This window comes from Bradyrhizobium manausense (assembly GCF_018131105.1).
GTDB classification, from domain to species: Bacteria; Pseudomonadota; Alphaproteobacteria; order Rhizobiales; family Xanthobacteraceae; genus Bradyrhizobium; species Bradyrhizobium manausense_B.
The window spans coordinates 66,907-90,470 of sequence record NZ_JAFCJI010000001.1 but is presented as its reverse complement, the minus strand read 5'-3'; the positions used below and the strand labels follow the sequence as shown (position 1 = coordinate 90,470).

General features: G+C 64.5%; 23 protein-coding genes. 7 read left to right on the top strand and 16 right to left on the bottom strand.

Going from position 1 to position 23,564, the window contains the following annotated elements; genetic code table 11:
• Window positions 1–54 precede the first annotated feature (54 nt).
• The 3 genes from JQ631_RS00440 to JQ631_RS00430 all read left to right on the top strand — a co-directional run bounded on the left by JQ631_RS00440 (window position 55) and on the right by JQ631_RS00430 (window position 5,086).
• Entirely contained in the window at window positions 55–2,118 is a 2,064-nt protein-coding gene (locus tag JQ631_RS00440) for a hypothetical protein (RefSeq protein ID WP_212322703.1), read from the top strand.
• A 141-nt stretch (window positions 2,119–2,259) separates the two neighbouring features.
• Window positions 2,260–2,670, top strand: a complete 411-nt coding sequence (locus JQ631_RS00435) for a DUF2946 family protein (protein WP_212322700.1) — start codon at window positions 2,260–2,262, stop codon at window positions 2,668–2,670.
• 148 nt (window positions 2,671–2,818) lie between these two features.
• Complete coding sequence (locus JQ631_RS00430) at window positions 2,819–5,086, top strand: TonB-dependent receptor (protein ID WP_212322685.1); 2,268 nt, start codon at window positions 2,819–2,821, stop codon at window positions 5,084–5,086.
• A 55-nt stretch (window positions 5,087–5,141) separates the two neighbouring features.
• Here the strand turns inward: JQ631_RS00430 and JQ631_RS00425 are convergent, their stop codons facing one another.
• From JQ631_RS00425 to JQ631_RS00380, 10 genes are all read right to left on the bottom strand, one after another.
• Entirely contained in the window at window positions 5,142–5,525 is a 384-nt protein-coding gene (locus JQ631_RS00425; RefSeq protein WP_212322682.1) for a RidA family protein, read from the bottom strand.
• Between the two features lie 41 nt (window positions 5,526–5,566).
• Window positions 5,567–7,183 carry an N-acyl-D-amino-acid deacylase family protein gene (locus tag JQ631_RS00420; RefSeq protein WP_212322679.1) on the bottom strand — a complete coding sequence of 539 codons (1,617 nt, stop codon included), beginning with the start codon at window positions 7,181–7,183 and terminating at the stop codon, window positions 5,567–5,569.
• Between the two features lie 15 nt (window positions 7,184–7,198).
• Window positions 7,199–8,518: an MFS transporter gene (locus JQ631_RS00415; protein ID WP_212322677.1), complete on the bottom strand. Its 1,320-nt coding sequence runs from the start codon at window positions 8,516–8,518 to the stop codon at window positions 7,199–7,201.
• Between the two features lie 295 nt (window positions 8,519–8,813).
• Window positions 8,814–9,593: an IclR family transcriptional regulator gene (locus JQ631_RS00410; RefSeq protein ID WP_212328435.1), complete on the bottom strand. Its 780-nt coding sequence runs from the start codon at window positions 9,591–9,593 to the stop codon at window positions 8,814–8,816.
• Window positions 9,594–9,651: 58 nt separating this feature from the next.
• Window positions 9,652–10,404 (bottom strand): haloacid dehalogenase type II, encoded by a 753-nt coding sequence (locus JQ631_RS00405; protein WP_212322674.1) that lies wholly within the window; start codon window positions 10,402–10,404, stop codon window positions 9,652–9,654.
• A gap of 174 nt (window positions 10,405–10,578) precedes the next feature.
• The gene (locus JQ631_RS00400; RefSeq protein ID WP_212322647.1) at window positions 10,579–11,046 is read right to left on the bottom strand and encodes a hypothetical protein; all 468 of its coding nucleotides are present in this window, start codon (window positions 11,044–11,046) and stop codon (window positions 10,579–10,581) included.
• A gap of 26 nt (window positions 11,047–11,072) precedes the next feature.
• A complete protein-coding gene (locus tag JQ631_RS00395) occupies window positions 11,073–11,588 on the bottom strand; it encodes a GNAT family N-acetyltransferase (RefSeq protein ID WP_212322643.1) in 516 nt (171 codons plus the stop codon).
• A 73-nt stretch (window positions 11,589–11,661) separates the two neighbouring features.
• Complete coding sequence (locus tag JQ631_RS00390) at window positions 11,662–12,597, bottom strand: glycosyltransferase family 2 protein (RefSeq protein WP_212322640.1); 936 nt, start codon at window positions 12,595–12,597, stop codon at window positions 11,662–11,664.
• The gene (locus JQ631_RS00385) at window positions 12,594–13,745 is read right to left on the bottom strand and encodes a hypothetical protein (protein ID WP_212322635.1); all 1,152 of its coding nucleotides are present in this window, start codon (window positions 13,743–13,745) and stop codon (window positions 12,594–12,596) included. The genes JQ631_RS00390 and JQ631_RS00385 overlap by 4 nt, the downstream gene beginning before the upstream one ends.
• A 48-nt stretch (window positions 13,746–13,793) precedes the next feature.
• A complete protein-coding gene (locus tag JQ631_RS00380) occupies window positions 13,794–14,285 on the bottom strand; it encodes an NUDIX domain-containing protein (RefSeq protein WP_212322630.1) in 492 nt (163 codons plus the stop codon).
• Window positions 14,286–14,401: 116 nt separating this feature from the next.
• On the opposite strand from JQ631_RS00380, the gene JQ631_RS00375 reads away from it, so the two are divergent.
• Window positions 14,402–15,283: a metallophosphoesterase family protein gene (locus tag JQ631_RS00375; RefSeq protein ID WP_212328434.1), complete on the top strand. Its 882-nt coding sequence runs from the start codon at window positions 14,402–14,404 to the stop codon at window positions 15,281–15,283.
• Between the two features lie 95 nt (window positions 15,284–15,378).
• On the opposite strand, the gene JQ631_RS00370 is transcribed toward JQ631_RS00375, so the two are convergent.
• The 3 genes from JQ631_RS00370 to JQ631_RS00360 form a co-directional block, all read right to left on the bottom strand.
• Window positions 15,379–15,936 (bottom strand): hypothetical protein, encoded by a 558-nt coding sequence (locus JQ631_RS00370; RefSeq protein ID WP_212322628.1) that lies wholly within the window; start codon window positions 15,934–15,936, stop codon window positions 15,379–15,381.
• 189 nt (window positions 15,937–16,125) lie between these two features.
• Entirely contained in the window at window positions 16,126–16,335 is a 210-nt protein-coding gene (locus JQ631_RS00365) for a DUF4170 domain-containing protein (RefSeq protein ID WP_008137787.1), read from the bottom strand.
• A gap of 23 nt (window positions 16,336–16,358) precedes the next feature.
• Window positions 16,359–17,993: an isocitrate lyase gene (locus JQ631_RS00360; protein ID WP_212322625.1), complete on the bottom strand. Its 1,635-nt coding sequence runs from the start codon at window positions 17,991–17,993 to the stop codon at window positions 16,359–16,361.
• Window positions 17,994–18,226: 233 nt separating this feature from the next.
• Between JQ631_RS00360 and JQ631_RS00355 the strand changes: the two genes are divergently transcribed.
• Window positions 18,227–19,672 (top strand): helix-turn-helix domain-containing protein, encoded by a 1,446-nt coding sequence (locus JQ631_RS00355; RefSeq protein WP_212322623.1) that lies wholly within the window; start codon window positions 18,227–18,229, stop codon window positions 19,670–19,672.
• 114 nt (window positions 19,673–19,786) lie between these two features.
• Here JQ631_RS00355 and JQ631_RS00350 read toward each other — a convergent pair whose 3' ends face one another.
• Window positions 19,787–20,080 carry an antibiotic biosynthesis monooxygenase gene (locus JQ631_RS00350; RefSeq protein WP_027575542.1) on the bottom strand — a complete coding sequence of 98 codons (294 nt, stop codon included), beginning with the start codon at window positions 20,078–20,080 and terminating at the stop codon, window positions 19,787–19,789.
• A 227-nt stretch (window positions 20,081–20,307) separates the two neighbouring features.
• Between JQ631_RS00350 and JQ631_RS00345 the strand changes: the two genes are divergently transcribed.
• Both JQ631_RS00345 and JQ631_RS00340 read left to right on the top strand, forming a co-directional pair.
• Window positions 20,308–21,117 (top strand): M90 metallopeptidase family protein, encoded by an 810-nt coding sequence (locus tag JQ631_RS00345; RefSeq protein WP_212322621.1) that lies wholly within the window; start codon window positions 20,308–20,310, stop codon window positions 21,115–21,117.
• 158 nt (window positions 21,118–21,275) lie between these two features.
• The gene (locus tag JQ631_RS00340; protein WP_212322619.1) at window positions 21,276–21,629 is read left to right on the top strand and encodes a hypothetical protein; all 354 of its coding nucleotides are present in this window, start codon (window positions 21,276–21,278) and stop codon (window positions 21,627–21,629) included.
• 39 nt (window positions 21,630–21,668) lie between these two features.
• On the opposite strand, the gene JQ631_RS00335 is transcribed toward JQ631_RS00340, so the two are convergent.
• Both JQ631_RS00335 and htpX read right to left on the bottom strand, forming a co-directional pair.
• Window positions 21,669–22,295 carry a tetratricopeptide repeat protein gene (locus JQ631_RS00335; protein WP_212322617.1) on the bottom strand — a complete coding sequence of 209 codons (627 nt, stop codon included), beginning with the start codon at window positions 22,293–22,295 and terminating at the stop codon, window positions 21,669–21,671.
• Window positions 22,296–22,423: 128 nt separating this feature from the next.
• A complete protein-coding gene (gene htpX / locus JQ631_RS00330) occupies window positions 22,424–23,368 on the bottom strand; it encodes a zinc metalloprotease HtpX (RefSeq protein ID WP_212322615.1) in 945 nt (314 codons plus the stop codon).
• Window positions 23,369–23,564: the final 196 nt, after the last annotated feature.

The window sequence follows — 23,564 nt, the reverse complement described above, 5'->3', positions numbered from 1 at the left end:
GAACGTGGATGCCCGGGACAAGCCCGGGCATGACGATGCCGAGAGAGTGACGCCATGAACTACGGCATCGCCTTTACGCCGCTGGTCCCCGCGATCGTCCTGTGGATCGCGCTCGCTGCGATCGTGGTCATCGCGATCGTGCTGCTGCTTGCACGGGCGCGCGGTGCAGCCGTGCGCGTCGCTGCGCTGGCGCTGTTCCTGCTGGCGCTCGCCAATCCTTCCTTCACGCGCGAGGACCGCGATCCCCTCACCTCGGTCGCCGCCGTCATCGTCGACAAGAGCCCGAGCCAGAATTTCGGCAAGCGCAACCAGGAGGCCGCGAAGGCGCAGGAGGCGCTGGTCGACAGCCTGAAGAAGATCAAGGGGCTGGAGGTGCGCGTCGTCGATGCCGGACAGGCCGACGGTGAGACCGACGGCACGAAACTGTTCGGCGCGCTGGCCTCCGCGCTGTCGGACGTGCCGGTCGACCGCGTCGCCGGCGCGTTCCTGATCACCGACGGCCGCGTTCACGACATTCCGGCCAACGCCGCCGCGCTCGGCTTCCAGGCGCCGGTGCAGGCGCTGATCACCGGTCAGAAGGACGAGCGCGATCGCCGCATCGCGATCACGGCGGCGCCACGCTTCGGCATCGTCGGCCAGAACCAGACCATCACCTACAAGCTCGACGACCAGGGCGTCTCCGGCGAGCGCGCCAAGGTGACGGTCCGCCGTGACGGCGAGGTCATCAACGAGCGGACGCTCTCCAGCGGCCAGAGCGCGAGCGTCGACGTCGAGATCAAGCATGCCGGCCCGAACATCGTCGAGATCGAGGCCTCGCCGCTCGAGCGCGAGCTGACGCCCGTGAACAACCGCGCCGTCGTCGCCATCGACGGCGTGCGCGACAAGCTGCGCGTGCTCCTGGTCTCGGGCGAGCCGCACTCCGGCGAACGCACCTGGCGTAACCTGCTCAAGTCCGACGCCAGCGTCGATCTCGTGCATTTCACCATTCTGCGTCCGCCGGAGAAGCAGGACGGCACGCCGATCAACGAATTGTCGCTGATCGCGTTTCCGACCCGCGAGCTGTTCCAGCAGCACATCAACGAATTCCAGCTGATCATCTTCGATCGCTACGCCCGCCAGGGCGTGCTGCCGATCGCCTATTTCGACAACATCGCGCGCTATGTGCGCGGCGGCGGCGCGGTGCTGGTCTCGGCCGGTCCCGATTATGCCTCCAACACCAGCATCTGGCGCACGCCGCTCGACACGGTGCTGCCGGCCGAGCCGGTCGGCGTCACCGAGAAGCCGTTCTATGCGCATCTCTCGGACATCGGCAAACGCCATCCCGTGACGCGTGGACTCGAAGGCTCGGCGTTCGAGCCGCCGCACTGGAGCCGGTTCTTCCGCACCGTCGACACCCGCAACTCGGTCAACCCGCCGGTGATGACGGGCGCGGACGGCAAGCCGCTGCTGTTCCTGTCGCGCTTCGGCGAGGGCCGTGTCGCATTGCTGCTGTCCGACCACATCTGGCTGTGGGCGCGCGGCTATGAGGGCGGAGGGCCGCATCTCGACCTGCTCAGGCGGATGTCGCACTGGCTGATGAAGCAGCCGGACCTCGATGAAGAGGCGCTGCGCCTGCAGGTGCATGGCAAGGATCTCGTCGTGGTGCGTCAGACCATGGCTGACAGCGTACAGCCGGTGAGCGTGACCTCGCCCTCCGGCGTCTCTCGTGATTTGACGCTCAGCCCCGGCGACCCCGGCGAGTGGCGCGCCAGCCTGCCGGCCAACGAGCTCGGCCTTTGGCAGGCGACCGACGGCACGCTGAAAGCGCTGATCAATGTCGGCCCGACCAATCCGAAGGAATTTTCGGAAGTCACCTCGACCACCGACACGCTGAAGCCGCTGACGCAGGCGACCGGCGGCAGCGCGGTGCGGATCGCGGACGGCGGGAGCGTCGAACTGCCGCGCATCGTCCCGGTCCGCTCGACCAGCGTCTTTTCCGGCGACGGCTGGATGGGCGTGCGGATGCGCGACGCCAGCGTGGTCAAGGGCGTCGGCGTGCTGCCGATCTTCGCCGGCCTGATCGGGCTCTTGCTGCTGCTCGGTGCGTTTGCCGCGACCTGGTTGCGCGAGGGACGCTAGTTGCCCGAACGACACATGGGATCGGCTGCCTGAGCGCGCCCGATCCTCTCCCGGTTGACATCCGCTGATCGATCGGGCGATGTTACAATATAACATCGCGACGCCCGGTCGGCGCCTCGCGATGCGAGGTGGCGTTTTGAGATGAAGTGGTTTCGGTCGAATATCAGGCACGGCGCCCGGCTCGCAATGTTCGCGATGCTGGTGCAGTTCGCGCTGACGTTCGGCCATAGCCACTGGTTCGCGCAGGCAGCGCCCCTCGCCCAATCGCAGTTGGCGGACAGCGCCAAGGGGACTGCCAAGAGCATCGCGTCGCCCGACAGCGCGGCGGTGCAGAAGCAATCGCCGACCAATCCCGATCGCGACCAGCCGGCCGACGACAATTGCGCGATCTGCGCTTTGGTCGCGATGGCGGGCACGGTCGTGTTCGCGACGCCGCCGCTGCTGCATTTGCCGCACGCGGTCGAACTGCTCTACCGCACCACCGATGTCGAATTCCTCCATCTGGAATCGGCCGGCTCTGCGTTCCAGCCGCGCGCCCCTCCTGCCTCCTGATCCCCATCGATTGAGCTGCCTTCGGCATCGGCCGCGCATTGCGCCGATTCCGCGAGGCTATCGAAGATGATCCGTCGCGTGTCGACGGCGCGTGCCGCCTGCAAGTGCTCTGAACGAGCGCGACGGCGCGCGATCGGAAATCAGGACAATGCTGTCTTCAAAAGCAATATTGGCGGGCTCGAGCCTTGCCGCACTCACGCTGTTTTATCCCACCGGCAATGCCGTGGCCCAGACGACAGCCCCCGTCACGACACTGCCCAGCGTCGAAGTCGATGCACCGAAGCGGACGCAGGCACAGCGTCGCCCAAAGGTTCGCGTCGCCGTCGACAGGCGGCGTTCGACGTCGCAGGCGCGTCCCCAGACCGAGGCGCCGGCCGCCGTCGAAGGCCAGAGCGACCGGTTAGATGCCGCGCGCCAAAGCGTTCTGCCGCCGGGCGGGGCCACGACCCACACGCTCACGCGCCAGGCGATCGAGGCGCTGCCGCAGGGTAGCAACGCCTCGCTGGACAAGGTGCTGCTGCAATTTCCCGGCGTCACCCAGGATTCGGCGGCGAGCGGCGACCTGCATATCCGCAACGAGCACGCCAACCTGCAATATCGCATCAACGGCGTGATGCTTCCCGACGGCGTCGGCGCGTTCGGGCAGATCCTCGACACCGGCATCGTCGGCAGCCTCAGCCTGCTCACCGGCGCCTTGCCGGCGCAATATGGCCAGCGGACCGCCGGCGTGCTCGACATCACGACGAAGGCCGACGCCTTCAACAATTCCGGCGTGGTCGGCGTCTACGGCGGCAGCAACGGCACCATCTCGACCAACGTCGAATATGGCGGGACGGTGGGACAGACCCAGTACTTCCTGTCCGGACGTTTTCTCCAGAACAATCTCGGCATCGAGAACCCGACGCCGTCGGTCAATGCGATTCACGACCGCACCAACCAGGAAAAGGGCTTTCTCTATCTGTCGACGATGATCGATCCGACCAGCCGCCTCACCTTCATGAGCGGCGTGTCGAATGCGACGTTCCAGATTCCGAACAATCCCGGTCAGGCGCCTGCCAACACGGCGTTCGGCGTCTCGAATTTCGACTCGTCCAGGCTGAACGAGCATCAGAACGAGTTCAACCAGTTCAACGTCGTCTCCTACCAGACCTCGAACGGCGAGTTCGACACGCAGACCTCCTACTTCAATCGCACCAGCCTGCTGCACTTCTACCCTGACCCGATCGGCGATCTCGTCTTCAACGGCGTGTCGTCGGACGTCTATCGCCAGAGCGTGGTCAACGGCATCCAGCAGGACACCGCATGGCGCATCGGCTATGCGCACACGCTGCGCTTCGGCCTGTCGGTGAGCGCGGAGCGGACGCTGGTCAACAGCGGCAGCACCGTGCTGCCGCTGGTCGATCCCGCCGATCCTTCGGCCGGCACGATCGACGCGCCGTTCTCGGTGTTCGATTCCAGCGCCAAGACCGGCTGGCTGATCGGGACCTACGTCCAGGACGAATGGAAAATCACCAACAACCTGACCCTGAACGCCGGCCTGCGCTTCGACCAGATGGTTCAATATGTCGATGCGAACCAGCTCAGCCCGCGCGTCAGCCTGACCTGGAAGCCCTTCGACGGCACCACGTTCCACGCCGGCTATGCGCGCAACTTCACGCCGCCCTCGCAGGTGATCGCAGCACCCGTCAATCTCGCGCTGGTGACCCCGCCGGGCGCGCCGGCCAACACGCAAACGCCGGAGGTCGGGCAGAACAGCCCGGTGCTGCCGGAGCGGTCGCACGTGTTCGACGTCGGCGTGACGCAGAAGATCTATCCGATCCCCGGTCTCGAGGTCGGCGCCGACGCCTATTACAAGAAGGCGCGCGACCTGCTCGATGACGGTCAGTTCGGCGCGGCCTATGTGCTGAGCGGCTTCAACTACGATCACGCCGAGAACGTCGGCGTCGAGCTGAAATCGACCTATCGCAACGGCAATTTCAGCGCCTATGCCAATGTCGCCTGGGCCAAGCAGATCGCGAGCAATGTGGTCTCGAACCAGTATCTGTTCGGCGCGGACGAGCTTGCCTATATCTCCGGCCATTACGTCTACACCGACCACGCGCAGATGCTGTCGGGGTCGGCCGGCGCCTCCTATCTCTGGGAGGGCACGCGCTACAGCGTGTCGATGGTCTACGGCAGCGGCCTGCGCTCGGGCTTTGCCAACACCGATCACCTGCCGGGTTATACGCAGGTGAATTTCGGCCTGTCGCACGACTTCAACATCGTCGGGCCGAACAAGCCGACGACGGTGCGGTTCGACGTGGTCAATGCGTTCGACACGATCTACCAGATCCGCGACGGCTCCGGCATCGGTGTGTTCGCCCCGCAATACGGACCGCGGCGCGGCTTCTATATCGGCATGTCGCAGCGCTTCTAGTTGCGCAACTTGCGTGCGTCGGGGCCCAGCGGGCCCCGGCACAGCAGGAGGCTGCTCACTTGCGATAGGCGACGCAGTCGATTTCCACCTTGCAGTCGACCACCATGCTCGACACCACGCAGGCCCGCGCCGGCGGATTGGCGCCGAAATATTCGGCGAAGACCTTGTTGAAGCTTTGAAAGTCGCGGGGATCATCGAGCCAGACGCCGCAACGCACGACATCGTTCGGCTCGTAACCGGCCTCCGTCAGGATGGCGAGCATGTTACGGATCGCCTTGTGCGATTGCGGGATGATGCCGCCCTCGATCACCTCGCCGTTTTCCATCGGCGTCTGGCCGGAGACGTAGAGCCAGCCATCGGCCGCGACCGCTCGGGAAAAAGGAAGGTGCTGGCCGCCCGTGCCGGTGCCGCCGGCCGCGCCGTATCGTTTCAGCGTCATTGCGAATCGTCCTGTGTGTGATGGCCAAGATTGCGGGCTCGTCATCCCGCGATCAAGGCCTTGCCCGGCCGCGCGAAGGTGCTGCGTCCGTCCGCCACCACGGCCTCGCCTGCGACGAACACGGAACGGATGCCTGCGGGCATTTCCGTCGGCGTCTCGAACGTCGCCTTGTCCATGATGGTTTCGTCGAACAGCGTGAGATCCGCGATCATGCCGGGGCGAAGGATGCCGCGGTCGGACAGGCCGAAGCGCTGGGCGGGCATCGCGGTCATCCGCCGCACGGCATCTTCCAGCGTGAACCAGCCCTGCTCGCGCGTCAGCCGGCCGGCGACGCGCGGGAAACTGCCGTAGGCTCGCGGGTGCGGCTTGGTGCCCGGACGCGGAATGCCGTCGGAGCCGACCATGTGCAGGCGATGGGTGAAGGCCGCGCGCAGATCGGCCTCGTCGAGCTGGAACATGATGATGCCGGTCTGGCCCTGGTCCTCCTCGATGCAGCGGACCATGAGATCGAACGCGGAGATGCCGAGTTCGCGCGCGGCATCGACCATGGACTTGCCCTCGAGCGGCTTCAGCGCGGGATTGCCGGTGCCGGAAATGCGCACATTGTGCCACCCGATCAGCACGATCTTGGACTGGGCGGCATGCGGATCTGGATCGCCCTCCTCCACCAGCACGCGCAGCGCCTCGCGCTTGACGGGATCACGCAGCCGTTCGCGCAACGCATCGATGCCGCCTTCGAGCGCGGCCGGCGGCAGCAATTGCAGCATGTAGGAGCTGCCGGCAGGATACGGATACATGTCGAAGGAGATATCGATGCCCTCCGCGCGCGCGGCCTCGAGCCGGTCGAGCGCCTTGGGGATGGCGCCCCAGTTCGGCTTGCCCGCCGATTGCAGATGCGACAGCAACCCCGCCGCGCCCGAGGCGCGCAGGATCGCGATGAACTCGTCGATGGATTGCAGCAGGCCCGCTTCGTAGCTGCGGATATGGGCGGTGAGCAGCTTGCCGTGCGCCTTGACCGTCTCTGCCAGCGCGCAGAGCTCGTTACTGTCGGCGAAAGCACTCGGCGGATAGACGAGGCCGAGCGACAGACCGGCGGCGCCTTGGGCGAGTTGCTGCGCCAGCAGCGCCTGCATCGCTGCGATCTCCTCTCCGCTCGCCGCGCGGCGCTCGTAGCCGAGCACGGCGAGCCTGACAGCGGCATGTCCGACCAGCGAGACGAGGTTGAGCGCCACGCCCGGCCCTTCCAGCGCCTGCCGATAGCCGTCGAAACTGCCGAACACTTCGCTGGCCTGCGTTTCACCCGCGAGCCCGGAGAAGTGGAGCCGGAGCATCTCGGCGGAGGCCGCGGTCGCAGGATAGAGCGAGAAGCAGCAATTGCCGACCACGAGCGTGGTCACGCCTTGCAGCACCTTCTCGGGCCTGTCAGGCTCGCGCAGACAGATCAAATCGTCATGGCAGTGGGCATCGATAAAGCCCGGCGCGAGGTAGCAGCCGCGCGCGTCGACGATGTCGGCCCCTTCAGCCGGCAAGGCGGCACCGATCGCCGCGATGCGGCCGCCGCTGATGCGCAGGTCGGCCTCGAACCACGGCGCGCCGGTGCCGTCGATCAGCCGCGCATTTCGGATGAGGGTGTCCTTGCTTTCGGAATTCTGGGGCATATGCCCCTCCTCTCCTCAGTGAACAGGCACGGCGTCTGGTGGCGCGGCCTCGGCGTAATCGGGAATCGACTCGATCCGGCCGAGCACCACGACATAGAAGAAGATGCCGATCAGCAGCACCGCGCCAGCGATCATGAAGGCACCGGCAAAGGATTGTGTCCAGTCGACCACGACCCCGGTCACGATCGGCGCGAGCACGCCCATCATGTTGTTGGTGAAATTCAGGATGCCGCCGACGGTTCCCGCGCCGCCCTTCGGCGCGATCAGCGACACGATCGAGGACCCGACCGGCGCGGCGGCTGACAGCCCCGAGATTGCGATCGACAGCCACAGCAGAGCCCAACCCGGCTTCACGGTGAAGGCGGCGCCGATGACGGCGAGCCCCATCAGCATGCCGACAATGATCACGGACTGGCGCACCCGCGTGCTGTCGTAGCCGCGCGCGATCAGATGATCCACCAGGAAGCCGCCGATCAGGAGATCCGACAACGTCGCGAAGATCCATGGAATGGTCGAATAGCCCGCGGCCGACATCAGGTTCATATGCATGGTCTGGGCGAGATAGCCCGGCAGCCAGGTGAGGAAGAGATAGAAGGTGTAACCATAGGCGGAGAAGCCGATGGTCAGGCCCCAGACCTTGCGGTTGCGCAGGAGGTAGCCGAGCATGCGGCTCTGCCCCGCTGTCGCCGGGCCTTCCGGCGTGCCGCCGCCTGCGATGATGTAGTCATGCTCCGCCTTGGAGAGCTTCGGATCCTCGCTCGGATTGCGATAGATGAGGTAGTAGGCGACGAAATACAGGAAGCTCAGCAGCGCGGTGATGCCAAAGCCCCAGCGCCAGCCGTAGAGAAAGATCACATAGGCGACCAGCGGCACGCCGATCACGTTGGAGAACTTGGCGGCGGAATCGAAGATCGCGGTCGAACGCGCGCGTTCGTCGAGCGGAAACCAGTGGCCGGTCGCCTTTTGGCTTGCCGGAAAGGCCGGTGCTTCCGCCACGCCGAGCAGCAGACGCGCGGCGAAGATTCCGTAAAGTCCGCTCGCGAGCGCGGTGATGGTGGCGGCCACTGACCACAGGAAGGTGCTGGCACGGCCGACCATGGTGACACCGAAGCGATCGAGCACCATGCCGCCGGGGACTTGCAGCAGCGAATAGGTCCAGAAGAACGCGCTGCCGAGCAGCCCGATGTCGGTGGCGGTGAGGCCGAGCTCCTTGGTGAGCTCCGGCGTCGCGGCAGAGAGACCGACACGATCAATGTAATTGATGAGAATTCCGACGCCGAGCAGGCAACCGATCAGCCAGCGTCGTCCGGGTACCTGTTGTGCTGCATTCGCCATGTTGAATCCTCGCCTGAAAACGCAGGGACGCGTCTCCCGCCCCGGCATGAGACGGAGAGGACCTCGCTGTGCCTGCAATCATATTGTCTCTTATAGTGGACAATATTATCTTATAGCGACACGTTAGAGATTACAGCGGCGTGATGTCAAGCCCGGACATTCTAGTCCTGCTCGCCCCGACGTGCATTGATTGAGCGTTGTGCGTTGCGTGCTGCGCGAACATCTGCGCGCGAAGACGGCGCGACGACCGATGCGGGAACATCGGTTGCAGCGTTTCGGGTCGGCTTGGCTCAGTTCAGGAGCGATCCGAGAGTTCGGTTGCGGTGGCGACCAAATCGTCGAGGAGCGCGGTCCTGCGCTCCTTCACCGAATCCGCGGGAACGACGAAGCAAAGCGTCGCGACCGCGACACCCTTTTTGTCACGGATCGGCGCTGCAAGACACGACGTGAAGCGATCGGACAGCGCCGTTGTCACGCATTTGCCGTCGCGCCGCGCGCGTGCGACGTCCTTGACGAAATCATCAACGTCGAGCACGCGGCCGTCCGGAAGGCGAAAATCCTCCTTCGGAACGAACGCGCGGATATCCGCCGCGCTCATATGGTCCAGCAGCAACCGGCCGGACGCGGTCCACGGCAGCGGCACTTCGATGCCGACATCCGTCGTGATCCGGAACAGGCCCGACCCGTCCCTGGTATCGACCACCACGTATTTGCGGCCGCGCAGCGCGCAGAGTTGCGCGGTGGCGCTATGCTGGGTCGCCAGCCGGTCGAGCGCTTCGCGACACCGGCGATGCAGCGGATTGGCCTCCGCATAGGCCCGCCCGTAGAGATGCACGGCCTTGCCGAAATAGACCTGACCGCCATCGCCGACGCTCTCCAGCAGATCCGCCTCGATGAGGCGGTTGGCGATGGCATAGACCGTCGATCGGGGCGCGCCCATCTGCTTGGCGAGATCGCTGAGCTTGGAGGGCTCGCGCAAATGCAGCAGTGCTTCCAGGAGATCGATGGTCCGATCAATCCCGTTCTGGCGTTCCGCGGGCGATGTGCCCTTCCTGGGTGCGGCCAAACTTCGCATATCCTTCAACAGCTTCGCCCACCGGTTTTGGCATAAACCGCGCCGACGGTATAGCGTGTCAGGCCGAAAGAAAGTGCACCAGGTCGGCCATGCCCTGCCCCTCACCGTCAGGAGCGGCCTCCAGTGGCTCGCGCGGTTGTTTCTGCCGGTTGACCCAGAACGTGGGATAGCCGAACAGCCTGGCGCCGGACGCGTCCCAGCCGGCGAAGGCGGCAAACAGAATTTCCTCTCGCTTAAGCCCGAGTGCATCGACGCCCATTTGATACGCGCGCGGATCGGGCTTGTAGGCCCTGACGGCATCCGTGCTCAGCTGAAATTCGAACATGCCCTCGAGCTCGGTCCCGCTGATATTGCCGTTGAACATGGCGGACGAGAAATTGCTCAGAAACGCCAGCCGCAATCCGCTTTCCTTCAACATGGACAAGGCGGGCAATACGTCGGGCCAGGTCCGCATTTTGAGGTAGCTCTCGACAAGCATACTTCGCTTGACGCCGGTCAGTTCAAGATCGAGCGACTTGCAGGCGAACACCAGGGCATCGTCAATGATGTCGAGAAAGTCGCGATATTGTCCCGTCATCGTGCGGAGCCATGTGTACTCGAACTGCTTGGTTCGCCAGACATTTGACAGTTCGGCCCCGTGCCCGGGAAACAGGTTCTCGGCAAGAGCGAAGATCGGACGCGGATCGAAGATCGGAAAGCCGTCGAACGCGATCGCCTTGATCCGCGCGCTTGCTCCCCGGGAGTCGCTCGCAATCGAGGTTGCGACCGTCAACGACGCGATCGCGAGAAGCTGGCGACGATTGACGGGCATTTGGCGTTCTCATGCGGTGGACGATCTGAGCTTGGACTCGACGGCCCGACATCGGTCGGGGGCGTCGCTGCAATCATGATCGTCCGTCCGCCTGGAATATTTCCGACTTCATCGGATCAACAGGACCGCGCGACACGCGCACAGGGGCGCGCGCTTGGGCCCAGTGCCGGCAGATCAGGTGCCCTGCATGTAGCGAACGGGATTTTCAGGATCCGCTTTGAAGATGGCGGCAACCTCTGCAACGAGGGCCGATACCGCAGCGTGGTTGAGGTCGTCGAACCGTTCGAAACTGAAGTTGTTGCGCCCCATGCGCAATTCGCCAAGTTTGCCGGCATAATTGGATACGACGGGCGCACCTTGCCGGGTGACCGCCACGTACACGCTGATGTAATTTTTCTGGAGCGCAACACCGATCACCGGCCACTCCGTGCTTTTCCCCGATGTGACGGCATAGCGAAACTTTCCGTAGCCGATCATCTTCATGCGCATTCCCGCTTCTCCCGCGGGCGTTCCACCATGGAAATAGCGCTTGAGGGTTGGCGCGGCCGAGACGACCAGCTCGTTCAACTCGGTCAGGTCGCGCTTTCGTTCCGGATCGAAATCGAGGTAGGCCTGCAATGTATCAGCGACGACGCGGAACATGTGAGCCTCGACCGGTCGGTGGTGCGTTACCCGCGCGCCTTGCTCCAGTCCGGGGCAACTGTGCCCGAGACGCCCTCAAACGCGCCGTCGGCGAGTTCGTACACCAGGACACGGGCGGCATCGACCGGACCCGGCATGGTGATGCGGCCCTTCGGCACGAGCTTGAAGCCGACGCGGCTGTAATACGGCTCGTCGCCGACCAGCAGCACGAGGCGATGCCCCTTGTCCTTGGCATCCTTCAGGGCCCGCTCCATCAGCATGCGGCCGATGCCGCGGCTGCGGAATGGCGGCTCGACCGTGAGCGGCCCGAGCAACAGCGCCGGCGTCTCGCCGATCATGACAGGCAATTGCCTGACCGAACCGACCAGCAGCGTGCCGATGCGGGCAGTGAAGGAAACGTCGAGCAGATGGTCGACGTGCTCGCGGATGCGATAGGCGCTGAGCACGAAACGGCCGGGGCCGAACGTGCGCTCATGCAGCCGCTCGATCGCCTGGGCGTCGCCTGGAGCTTCGGGGCGGATGGTGATTGAGAGATCGGTCATGTTGCCAAAAACGCGTCAATAGAGGAATCGGAGTAGCATCAGGACGTGCCGTCGTCCATGGGACCGATCTACGTCAGTTCCTTTTCGGCGCGGGCTGGGACAGATAGGCCAGCATCTTCATCTCCCGCCGCCCCCGCGTCACGGTGTCGAGCACGAGGCCTGACGAGACCGACAGCATCGCCATGATCATCAGTCCCATCGACAGCACCGCGGTCGGCAGCCGCGGCACGAGCCCGGTCTCGACGAAGGTGATCACGATCGGGATCGAGAGCAGCACCGACACGACCGCCAGCAGGATGCCGATGGCACCGAAGAAGCGCAGCGGCTTTTCGGCGCGGTAGAGCTTCAGCATGGTGCCGAGAATGCGAAAACCATCGCGCCAGGTGTTGAGCTTCGAGAACGAGCCCTCGGGCCGCGCGTAATAGGGCGTCTCGACTTCCGCGACCGGCAGCGACAGTTCCAGCGCGTAGACGGCGAGTTCGGTCTCGATCTCGAAACCGTCCGACAACACCGGGAACGATTTGACGAAGCGGCGCGAGAACACCCGGTAGCCGGACAGGATGTCCTGGAAATCGCGACCGAAGGTCCAGGCCAGAAACCCGGTTAACATGCGATTGCCGGTGCGATGGCCGAGACGGTAGGCAGCCTGCGACTGGTCGATGCGCAAGCCCACCACCATGTCGAGATGCTCGTCGAGCAGCTTGTCGATCATGTCAGGGGCGCTAGGTGCGTCGTAGGTGGCATCGCCGTCGACCAGCACGTAGATGTCGGCCTCGACATCGGCGAACATGCGGCGAACGACGTTACCCTTGCCCTGCCGCCGCTCGCTGCGCACGATCGCGCCGGCCTCGCGCGCAACGGCAGCAGTGCGGTCGCGCGAATTGTTGTCGTAGACATAGATCTCGGCCGCTGGCAACGCGCTGCGGAAATTGGCGACGACGGTCGCAACCGCCGCCTCCTCGTTGTAGCAGGGCACCAGCACAGCGATGCGGGGTTGCACGGAAATCATCGCGACGACGTTCCGAAGTTGGCCGGTTCGCTCCGGACCGGCACAGCCTCTCGCACCTCGGCAGGTTGCAGGAGCCGGGCGAACGACAGCGTCCACAGCGACAGCATCGCGATCGGCACGACGTAGTACGGCGTGAAGATCGGGTGGCTCATGAAGAAGCCGAGATTGACGACGAGGTTGCCGACGACGACGAACGCTGCCTGCCGCACATGCGCCTCGCCGGCCCGCAACAGCCAGAGCGTCGCGCCGATCGCGAGCACGATCAGCACGAACTGCATGTCGCGCAGATACTGGCCAAACACCGCAAGATCGAACGCCGGCGCCACCACGTCGGCGCTGCCATAGGTCGTCGCCAGCGCGCTGCCGGCATTGATGGCCTGGGCGGCGAGCGTCGGCGCCATGCCGACCAGCACACCGGCACCGAAGGCGAGGCCCTGCACGAAGATCGCGAGCGAACGCGTCCACAAAAAGGGAATGCCGAGGAACAGGAAATAGCCGGCCGCGAGCAGCGCGTTCGGCAGTCTGAAATTGACCGACGCGCCGAGCAGGAGACCGATCAGCGCAATCAGCAAGACGCTGCGCTTGTCCCTGCTCAGCCACAGCGCGGTGAGGAAGCCCGCCACGGCGCACAGCGCCATGGTCGGTGCGACCGAATAGCTCGCCTTGGCCGGGTTAATCATGAGATAGATCGCAAGCGCGCCGAACGCGCCTGCTCCAACGACCGAAGGCAGCGTCCGCGCCAGGAAAATGCCCGATAGCGCGAGGCCGCAGACGATCAGGCTCGCGGCAATATAAAGCGGCACCACCTGATGCCCCTCGGGAAACAGCGCCAGCAGAAAGCCGGTGCCCGGCGGATATTGCATCACGACCTTGCCGTCAGGCATCGGATTATGGCACGGCCAGCGGATCGGATCCTTCCACTCGGCGAAGCCGATCTCCTTCATCTTGCCTTCGAAATAGCGATCGTCGTCCCCGACCGCATTGGTATCGAGCCCGCCGGCGCCGAAGCGCTGGAACAGATGCGCCTGCCTGAGATAGCAGATGTCATCATAGACCCCGCGCGCCTCGCTCCAGCGCGACATTGTCCAAATGTTGCTGGCGAGGATCGCAAGGCAGATCAGGCCGAAGGCAAGTTTTGCAGCTTTCATCAGGTTTCCGCGGCGCCCATTCGGACGGGTTACTAGCATGGCCGGCCCTCAACGCCACGTCGCCGTCGCGGGCCTGCCATCGAGCACTTCGGCGATCCGCAGCCGCGTACCTGATGTCGCGCCCTCCGGCAATGCGGCGGCATCGAAGAAGCCGCATTCGATGATCTCGCGGTTGGGCTCCGGCAGGCGGTCCTGGCGGAAATGCCTGACGACATAGACCGCGACATGGTCGCGGCGGGAGACGTGGCTGTTCAGGAAGATGCCATGCAGCACCGCCTCCCCGGTCAGGTCGATATCGCCCTCCTCCTTGAGTTCGCGGCGCATCGCCTGCTCCATGGTCTCACCGAAGTCGACGCCGCCGCCGGGCAGATACCAGCCCGAGACGTAGCTGTGCTTGACCAGGAACACCTTGTTGTCGGCATCGAGCACCACGGCGCGGACGCCCAGGGTCATGCCGCGAACCACCAGGAAATAGGCGTGGAAGATTCGCCGCAGCAGCGGCTCGAATCTTCGTCGGATCTCGTCCAGGCGCTTTCCCATTAGCCTCTCGTGATGCACGCCACTTCAGGCGCTTGCAGGCTCCGCTTGCGCGTTGCCGGCGACCTTGCCATTACAGCAGGGGAATAGCGAGGCAATCGCGCGCGATGACATCTTTCTTGGCACCTTTCACGCTCGCCCATCTGTCCGACCCGCATCTGCCGCCGCTGCCGAAGCCGCGGCTGATCGAACTCGCGGGCAAGCGCGCGTTCGGCTACGTCAACTGGACGCGCAACCGGCACAAATATCAGCGCCGCGAGGTGCTCGACGCACTGGTGGCCGACGTGCAGGCGCAAGCGCCGGACCACATCGCGGTGACGGGCGATCTCGTCAACCTGGCGATGGAGGCGGAGTTCGCGCCGGCGCGTGCCTGGCTCGACGGGGTCGGCCCGCCCGACCGCGTCACTACGATCCCCGGCAATCATGACGCCTATGTCCGCGCTACATTTCATCGCTTCGGCGAGGCCTTTGCGCCCTATCTTGCCGGCGACGACGGCAATGTCGGCTTTCCCGGGATACGCCGCCGTGGACCGGCTGCGCTGATCAGTCTCTCCAGCGCCGTGCCGACGCCGCCCTTGATGGCAACGGGCACGCTCGGACGCGATCAGCTCGCTGATCTCGAACGCGTACTCGAACAACTGGCGTCCGAGGATGTGTTCCGCGTGCTGCTGGTGCATCATCCGCTGAAATCCGACGCGCGCCAGAAGCGGCTGACGGATTCCGCTGCGCTGCTCGCGCTGCTCAAGCGCTGGGGCGTCGAGCTGGTCCTGCACGGGCACGACCACATTCATTCGACGATGTGGTTCGAAGGCCCCATCGGCAAAATTCCAGCGATCGGCGTGCCGTCGGCCTCCGCACTCGCGCATGGGCACTATCCGGCAGCGGCGTACAATCTGTTCGCGATTGAGAAGGACAATGACGGCTGGCGCTGCGAGCAGATCGTGCGGAGCATCGATCACGGCTTGCAGATCCGGGAGATCAAGCGCGCGCGGCTGCTCTAATCGGCCCTCATTGCGAGCGAAGCGAAGCAATCCAGAATCCCTTCGCGGAGATGGTCCTGGATTGCTTCGCTTCGCTGGCAATGACGAGGCAGTCTTCACCAGCTCCGCAACGCCGCAAGCACGGCGACACCGAACAGCGCGGCGGCACCGAGAATGAAGCCGAGCAGGAACGGCCAGACGCGCGAGCGGCGCGGCGGCTGTGCGGCGACCTCTTCCTTCGGCTCCGGCAACACCACCATCGCGCGTTCGCGCTCAATCATGCGGCGGGCGACGTAGTCGGTCACCGCCTCGACGATGACAGCAGTGTCGTGCGATTCGGCGAGCACGATGCGGCCGAAGCGGGTGTCCTGGACGAAGCGGTACTGGCGCTTGTCGCGTCCCATCAGGATGTGGGCGACGACGTCGATCCAGAGCCTGGGCGTATCGCCCTGGCTGATGCCGCGGTCGAATAAATCGATCTGGTCGGGCACCTGCGCGAACAGCGGATCGAGCGCGTCGTTGAGGATCTCGAGCCGCGCCACCTCGGCGTCCCTGAGATCGACGACCACGCCGGTCCGGTCGGCGGCCTCGATCCGCGCGCGCAACAGCGCGTCGCGCAGCCGCACCGGGCGCGGCTGGCTGGGATGGGTCCCGCTCGTCTCGGGCTCTGACATTGTCGGCCTCGTCCTCAACTCTCCCCATTAACCTATCAGCAACCACGGCGCCCGCAAAGGGTCCATCATTCCAGATACTTACGGCGCCCACAGGCTGCTGATGTGTGCCAAAAACAGACGATCCCACCCGGCTTGCGCCGGATGGGACCCTCCGTCCTTGGACGTCTTTTTGTGTTTGTCAGGCAGCCGTCAGGCTGAGACCCGCGACGGCTCTTCCACGATCGAGAAGCGGACGCCGGCCTTATGGCGGTTCTCTTCCGAAACCGAGCGCCAGGCGTCCTCGGCTTCCTTGCGGGTCTTGAACGGACCCTGCACCTGGGCGGAGCCTTCGACGAGCTTGTGGAAGTTCATCGAGCCGAACTCGCCGCCGATCACCCAGAAATTGCTGCCTTTGGTCATTGTCAGTCTCCTGTCGAGGTGCGTTAGCCGAACTGGTTCATCGTGTTGTGGGCGCCGCCCGCCTTCAGGGCCGCTTCACCTGCGAAGTACTCCTTGTGGTCGTCGCCGATATCGGAGCCGGCCATGTTCTGATGCTTGGCGCAGGCGATGCCCTGGCGGATCTCCTGGCGCTGCACGTTCTTGACGTAGCCGAGCATGCCCTGCTCGCCGAAATACTCGCGTGCGAGGTTGTCGGTGGACAGCGCGGCCGTGTGGTAGGTCGGCAGCGTGATCAAATGGTGGAAGATGCCGGCACGCTTGGCCGAATCCGCCTGGAAGGTCCGGATGCGCTCGTCGGCTTCAATCGCCAGCGGCGTATCGTCGTATTCCGGCTTCATCAGTTCGGCGCGGTTGTACCTGGACACATCCTTGCCGGCTTCCTTCATCGCATCGTAGACCTGCCAACGGAAATTGATGGTCCAGTTGAACGAGGGCGAGTTGTTGTAGGCGAGCTTCGCGTTCGGGATGACCTCACGGATGCGGTCGACCATCTTGGCGATCTGCTCGATATGCGGCTTCTCGGTCTCGATCCACAAGAGGTCCGCGCCGTTCTGCAGCGAGGTGATGCTGTCGAGCACGCAGCGGTCCTCGCCGGTGCCGGGACGGAACTGGTAGAGGTTCGAGGGCAGCCGCTTCGGACGCATCATCTTGCCGTTGCGGTTGATGATGACGTCGCCGTTGCGGGCGTTCGCCGCGGTGATTTCCTCGCAATCGAGGAAGCTGTTGTACTGGTCGCCGATGTCACCGGGCTTGTGGCTGACGGCGATCTGCTGCGTCAGGCCGGCGCCGAGCGAGTCGGTGCGGGTGACGATGACGCCGTCTTCGACGCCGAGTTCGAGGAAGGCGTGGCGGCAGGCACGAATCTTCGCGATGAACACCTCGTGCGGCACAGTGACCTTGCCGTCCTGGTGACCGCACTGCTTCTCGTCCGAGACCTGGTTCTCGATCTGGAGCGCGCAGGCGCCCGCTTCGATCATCTTCTTGGCGAGCAGATAGGTCGCCTCGGCATTGCCGAAGCCGGCGTCGATGTCGGCGATGACGGGCACGACATGGGTCTGGAAGTTGTCGATCTTCGCGATCAGCTCCCTCTCGCGGGTCGCGTCACCTTCCTTGCGCGCCTTGTCGAGCGCGCGGAAGATGTCGTTGAGCTCACGCGAATCCGCCTGACGGAGGAAAGTGTAGAGCTCCTCGATCAGCGCCGGCACGGAGGTCTTCTCGTGCATCGACTGGTCGGGCAGAGGGCCGAACTCGGAGCGCAGCGCCGCGATCATCCAGCCGGACAGGTACAGATAGGTGCGATCGGTCTTGCCGCCGAAATGCTTCTTGACCGAGATCAGCTTCTGCTGGGCGATGAAGCCGTGCCAGCAACCGAGCGACTGGGTGTACTTGGTCGGATCCTTGTCATAGGCCGCCATATCGGCCCGCATCAGCGCCGCGGTGTAGCGAGCGACGTCCAGGCCGGTCTTGAAACGGTTCTGCAGGCGCATGCGCGCGACGGCCTCGGCTGACACCCCGTTCCAGGTCGGCTGGGTCTGAAGGAGCGCCTGGGCCGCTTCGACCTCGTTCTGATACGAGGCCGGGCCCTGGAGGGTGCTGATGCCGCGGGGCTGGTAGTTCATGTGCCTTATCCTTCTCGATGATGACGATGCAATCCGCCCCGTCATCGACATTTTTGACAATGCATTGCGAAATGCGTGTCGTGAGATAAACGCGAGAAAGATAAGTTCGTACAGAGTGCTTGTATTTGAATGGTGATGTCATGTAACATCAGAACATGTAATAGATGTTATTTTGTAAATCTTGTAAATTATAGGTCAGAATTACTGACCTTGATGCTGCTGGAGACGTGACGATGCCTGCCGAATCCGGGAAGAAACTGTTCGTCGGCCCGCGTTTCCGGCGCATCCGTCAGCAATTGGGGCTGTCGCAAACCCAGATCGCCGAGGGGCTCGGGATCTCCCCGAGCTATGTCAACCTGATCGAGCGGAACCAGCGCCCGGTGACAGCCCAGATCCTGCTGCGGCTTGCCGAGACCTATGACCTCGATTTGCGCGATCTCGCCACCGCCGATGAAGACCGATTCTTTGCCGAGCTGAACGAGATCTTCTCTGATCCGCTGTTCCGCCAGATCGACGTTCCCAAGCAGGAGCTGCGCGACCTCGCCGAGCTCTGTCCCGGCGTCACCCATGCGCTGCAACGGCTCTATGCAGCCTATGCCGAGGCCCGCCAGGGCGAGACGCTGGCGGCAGCCCAAATGGCCGACCGCGATGTCGGCACGCGCTACGAGGCCAATCCGGTCGAGCGCGTGCGCGAGCTGATCGAGGCCAACCGCAATTATTTCCCGGAGCTCGAGCAGGCCGCGGAAAACCTGCGCGACGAGCTGGACGTGCCGGCCGAGGGGCTCTATGCGGCGCTCACAACGCGCCTGCGCGAAAAGCATTCGATCCAGACCCGGATCATGCCTGTCGACGTGATGCGCGAAACGCTGCGGCGCTTCGACCGCCATCGCCGCCAGCTCCTGATCTCGGAGCTGGTCGATCCGGCCGGCCGCGCCTTCCAGCTCGCGTTCCAGCTGGGCCTCGCGGAATGCGCGCAAGCCCTGGAAACCATCATCGGCCGCGCCGGTCCGCTCGACGACGCGCCGCGCCGGCTGTTCCGCATCACGCTCGGCAATTATTTTGCGGCTGCGGTGATGATGCCCTACCCGGCCTTCCTCGCGGCGGCCGAAGCGCTCAACTACGACATTCACGTGCTGGCGCAGCGCTTCAATTCCGGCTTCGAGCAGGTCTGCCATCGCCTCACCACGCTGCAACGGCCGAACGCGCGCGGCATTCCGTTCTTCCTGCTCCGCGTCGACAATGCCGGCAACGTGTCGAAGCGCTTTTCCTCCGGCACGTTCCCGTTCTCGAAATTCGGCGGCACCTGTCCACTCTGGAACGTGCACTCGACCTTCGACACGCCGGATCGGCTGCTGAAGCAGGTGATCGAACTCTCCGACGGCACACGCTATTTCTCGATCGCGCAGATGGTGCGCCGGCCCGTGGCGCCGCACCCGCTGCCGCAGCCGCGCTTCGCCATCGGCCTCGGCTGCGAGATCCGCCACGCCGCGCGCCTGACCTACGCCGCCGGCATCGATCTCGAGAAGACCGAGGGCACGCCGATCGGCGTCAACTGCCGCCTCTGCGAGCGCGAAAACTGCGCCCAGCGCGCCGAGCCGCCGATCACGCGCACGCTGATCCTGGACGAGACGACGCGGCGGGTGTCGAGCTTCGCGTTCTCGAATGCGCGGGAGCTGTGAGGCACGCATCTGCGTCCATCCCGCCATTGCGAGCAAAGCGAAGCAAATCCAGGCCGTTTTCGAAGTAACAGCCTGGATTGCTTCGTCGCTTCGCTTCTCGCAACGACGAGCAACCTATGCCAGCGTATGCACGATCACCGGGCCCGCGGCAGCACTTGCATGTCCTGCCAGCAGCGGCCCCAGGTCCTTTTCAATCCAGGCGATGGCGCGCTTGTTCGCTTCCTCGGCCTGCTCGAACTTGTCGAAGATGGAGATCGCGGTCACCGTGTCGTCGCCGGCATAGACCACGTAATAGGCTCTGAAACCGTCGACGTCGCTGATGATCGGAACGGCACCGTCCTTGATGCGGCGCGCCAGCTCCTCGGCGCTCCCGCTCTTCGCCTTGGCCTGACGGATGGCGGCATACATGGCATCCTCCTATCGGCTGCTGATGTGAGGCATCGTGCCCGGCGGCATGTTACGCCGAAGCGGGCAGCCGATCCATGGCTTGGTTAACCCGGGCCTAACCCGCCTCAGCGTTCTGCAACCAACGATTAAGCACGCCTCAACATCGGTGCCTTAGTCTCGCCCCACTCACTTTTCGCAAACAACGGCAGGCCTATCCTGCCGCGTGAAGTGACATCAGGGGGTTCATCATGCGCATTGCGTTGCTGCTGACCGCGACCATTGTCGGCGCGCTGTTCGCCAATCCGTCCTACGCCGGCTCGCTCGACGTCGCGTCCGCCGATGCCGCCAAGCTGCCGCCCGGCTTCCAGAGCTATCGCGGCTACATGTTCGACGTGTCGGAGGCGTCCGATCGCAAGGATATCGACAAGCTCACGGACAATCTGAAGAAGCAGATCGACGTCGTCGAGGCTGCCGGCCTCTCACCGCGCGTGATGCGCTTCTTCCGCACCGTTCCGATCATCGCGAGTGAGCTCGCCTGCCTCGACGAGGGCGCCGCGACCGCGTGCTACGGCCGGGTCACGCCGGACATCCAGCGCACCACACCGCGGACGCTGACGGTGTGGGACCACGACAAGCAGCGCTGGACCAATCCGAATGCGGTCGATCTTGCGGTCGATTCCGGGCTCGGCGTGATCATGGTCCGGCCGGACATGATGCGTTACGAGAAGGAGGCCGTGCTGCTGCACGAGATGCTGCACGCCTATCACGCGCGGCTGCTGCCCGACGGCTACGCCAACAAGGGCGTGATCAGCTATTACGCCTATGCCAAGTCCAAGGATCTCCTGCCCAAGGAGTCCTACGCGATGAAGAATCACATGGAATTCTTCGCCGTGACCGCCAGCATCTTCCTGGCCGGAAAGAGCGATTTCCAGGATCCCAAGACCCGCGAAGTGCTCAAGGACAAGATGCCCGACTATTACAAATATCTGGTCGGCGTGTTCGGTTTCGATCCCGATCCGGCGGCAAATTCGAGCGGACCGGTTGCCTCGCTGAAATAGGGCAGGCACCAAGCCCTCAAAAGCCGCGCGAAAAGCGCGGCTTTTTTGTTTGGGCGCCGGAAGCTGCGGATGACGGCCCGGCGGGAATTGCCAAGCAGGGGCCCGATCTGCATAGTCCCGCCGCATCGATTGAGACTGTTTCGAAGAGGATAGAAGACATGGCGGACGCCGACCTGGATGTCGTGATCCGGCAACTGGCCAGACAGCTGCAGACGGGCCTGATGTCCCGCGCCAAGGAGCGGCGGGACCGCTTCAGCGGCCTCGCGGCCAAGGCCAAGAGCAAGGAGACCGGCACCCGCTTCAAGATGATGGCCAAGGCCACCATGGAGCAGGCCACCGCCGCCGCAAGGCGCCTGCAGATGTCCGCAGACAACGTCGCCGACAGCTACGCCCGCGCCATGCGGATTGCCGCCAGCACGCCTGTTGCGGTGAAGGCGGAGAAGCCGGTCAAGGACAAGCCGGCGAAGAAGGCTGCGAAGGCGAAGAAAGCCAAAGCCAAGAAGGCGAAGTAGCGGCTTCTTCCTTCTCCGCGTGGAAGAGGGAAAGAGAGTTCACCGCCGCGGCATCGAGACCTGGGTCAGCTCGGCGAGTTTTGCACGCGCGGCGTCGCGTGTCCGGGCGTCCTTGCCGGGCGGCAGCGCAAGCGCTGCTTCGAAATCGGCGCGGGCATCAATGGCCTGGCCGCGGGCGAGGAATGCAAGGCCGCGATCGAGGCGCGCCTGCGCGTCGGCGGGATCGAGGCGGACCGCCGTGCTGTAGCTCAGGATCGCGCGATCGAGATCGCCCTTGGCAGCGAGCGCAATGCCGCGCTCGTGATAGGGCATGGCGGGCTTGGGATCGAGCGCGATCGCCTCGTCGTAGTCGGCAATTGCAAGGTCCAGATCGCCGTTCTGCCGGTACGCCTGCGCGCGGTCGCGATAGAGCGAAGCGCGGTTGGGATTGAGATGGATGGCCTCGTTGAAATCGGTGATCGCCCGGACGTTGGCGCCGTGGCGCAGCGCGATCCGGCCGCGCCCTTCATAGGCAAAGGCGATCAGGGAGCCACGAAGCGGCGAGAAGCCGATCACGGCCGAGCAGATGTCCGGCTCGTCCTCGTCGCCGCAATTCACGACCGTATGCGTGGACAGGCCAATGGCCACGCCCAGGACGATCAACAATGGCACCGCAGCTCTGGTCATCTTCGACGGTGGCGGGCAGAGGGCCGGCCACGCATCCCCTTTCGAAGGAAAACTTTCGTTGGGTGTTAACACCGGCCGGGCCAGCCCTCTGTGCGCCAGGTCACAAAGCCGGGCAAAATCCGGTCGGATCAGCCCCAAGGACCACGAGAAGGACCGCGCGAGGACGAGCGGCCCCACGGGCCCTGCGGCGGATAGTTCTCGTTGGCACCGACCGACGGCGCGGCCTGCGTGCCGAGTTCGGCCGCGAGCTGCTGGAGCGCCGCGATGCGGTTCTGTGTCGAGGGGTGGGTGGCGAAGAGATTGTCGACGCCATGGCCGGACAGCGGGTTGATGATGAACATATGCGCGGTCGCGGGATTTCGTTCAGCATCGAAGTTCGGCACCTGATGCGCAGCGCCTTCGATCTTCACCAGCGCAGACGCCAACCACATCGGCTGGCCGGCGATGCGCGCGCCGAGATTGTCGGCCGCATATTCGCGCGTGCGGCTGATCGCCATCTGCACCAGCATGGCGCCGAGTGGCGCCAGGATCATCATCAGGATCGAGCCGACGATGCCGGGGCCATTGTTGTCACGGTTGCCGCCGAAGAACATGCCGAACTGCGCCAGCATCGAGATCGCGCCCGCGATGGTCGCGGTCACGGTCATCAGCAGCGTGTCGTGATTCTTGATGTGCGCGAGCTCATGCGCGATCACGCCGGCGAGCTCCTCGCGGCTAAGCTGATTCATCAGGCCGACGGTGACGGCGACCGCGGCGTTCTCGGGATTACGGCCTGTCGCGAACGCGTTGGGCTGCGCCTCGTCCATCACGAACACGCGAGGCATCGGCAGCCCGGCGCGGCCCGCAAGCTCGGCGACGAGCCCGACCAGCTCAGGCGCGCTGTGACGGTCGACCTCATGGGCGCCGTACATCGAGAGCACCGCGCGGTCGGAGTTCCAGTAGGTGAAGAGATTGGTCGCAGCGGCGATGACGAGCGCGATCATGGCACCGCTCGCGCCGCCGATCAGATAGCCCACGCCCATGAACAGGGCGGTGAGGCCTGCAAGAAGCATTGCGGTACGCAGATAGTTCATGGCCGTCTCCCGGAGCGGCCGCGGGCGAGCCTCTGGCCGGCGTCCTCGACGTATGAACGCGGCGGGCCGCTGCAAGGCTCGTGCGTCGCCGGGCCGCAGATAATGGGCCATCCGTCAGCCTCTCACACCTAGCTAAAGCTTGAAGGGGATTTGCGCAAAAACGCGGGCGGACGCTTAGCGACCTGGAAAGCGCAGT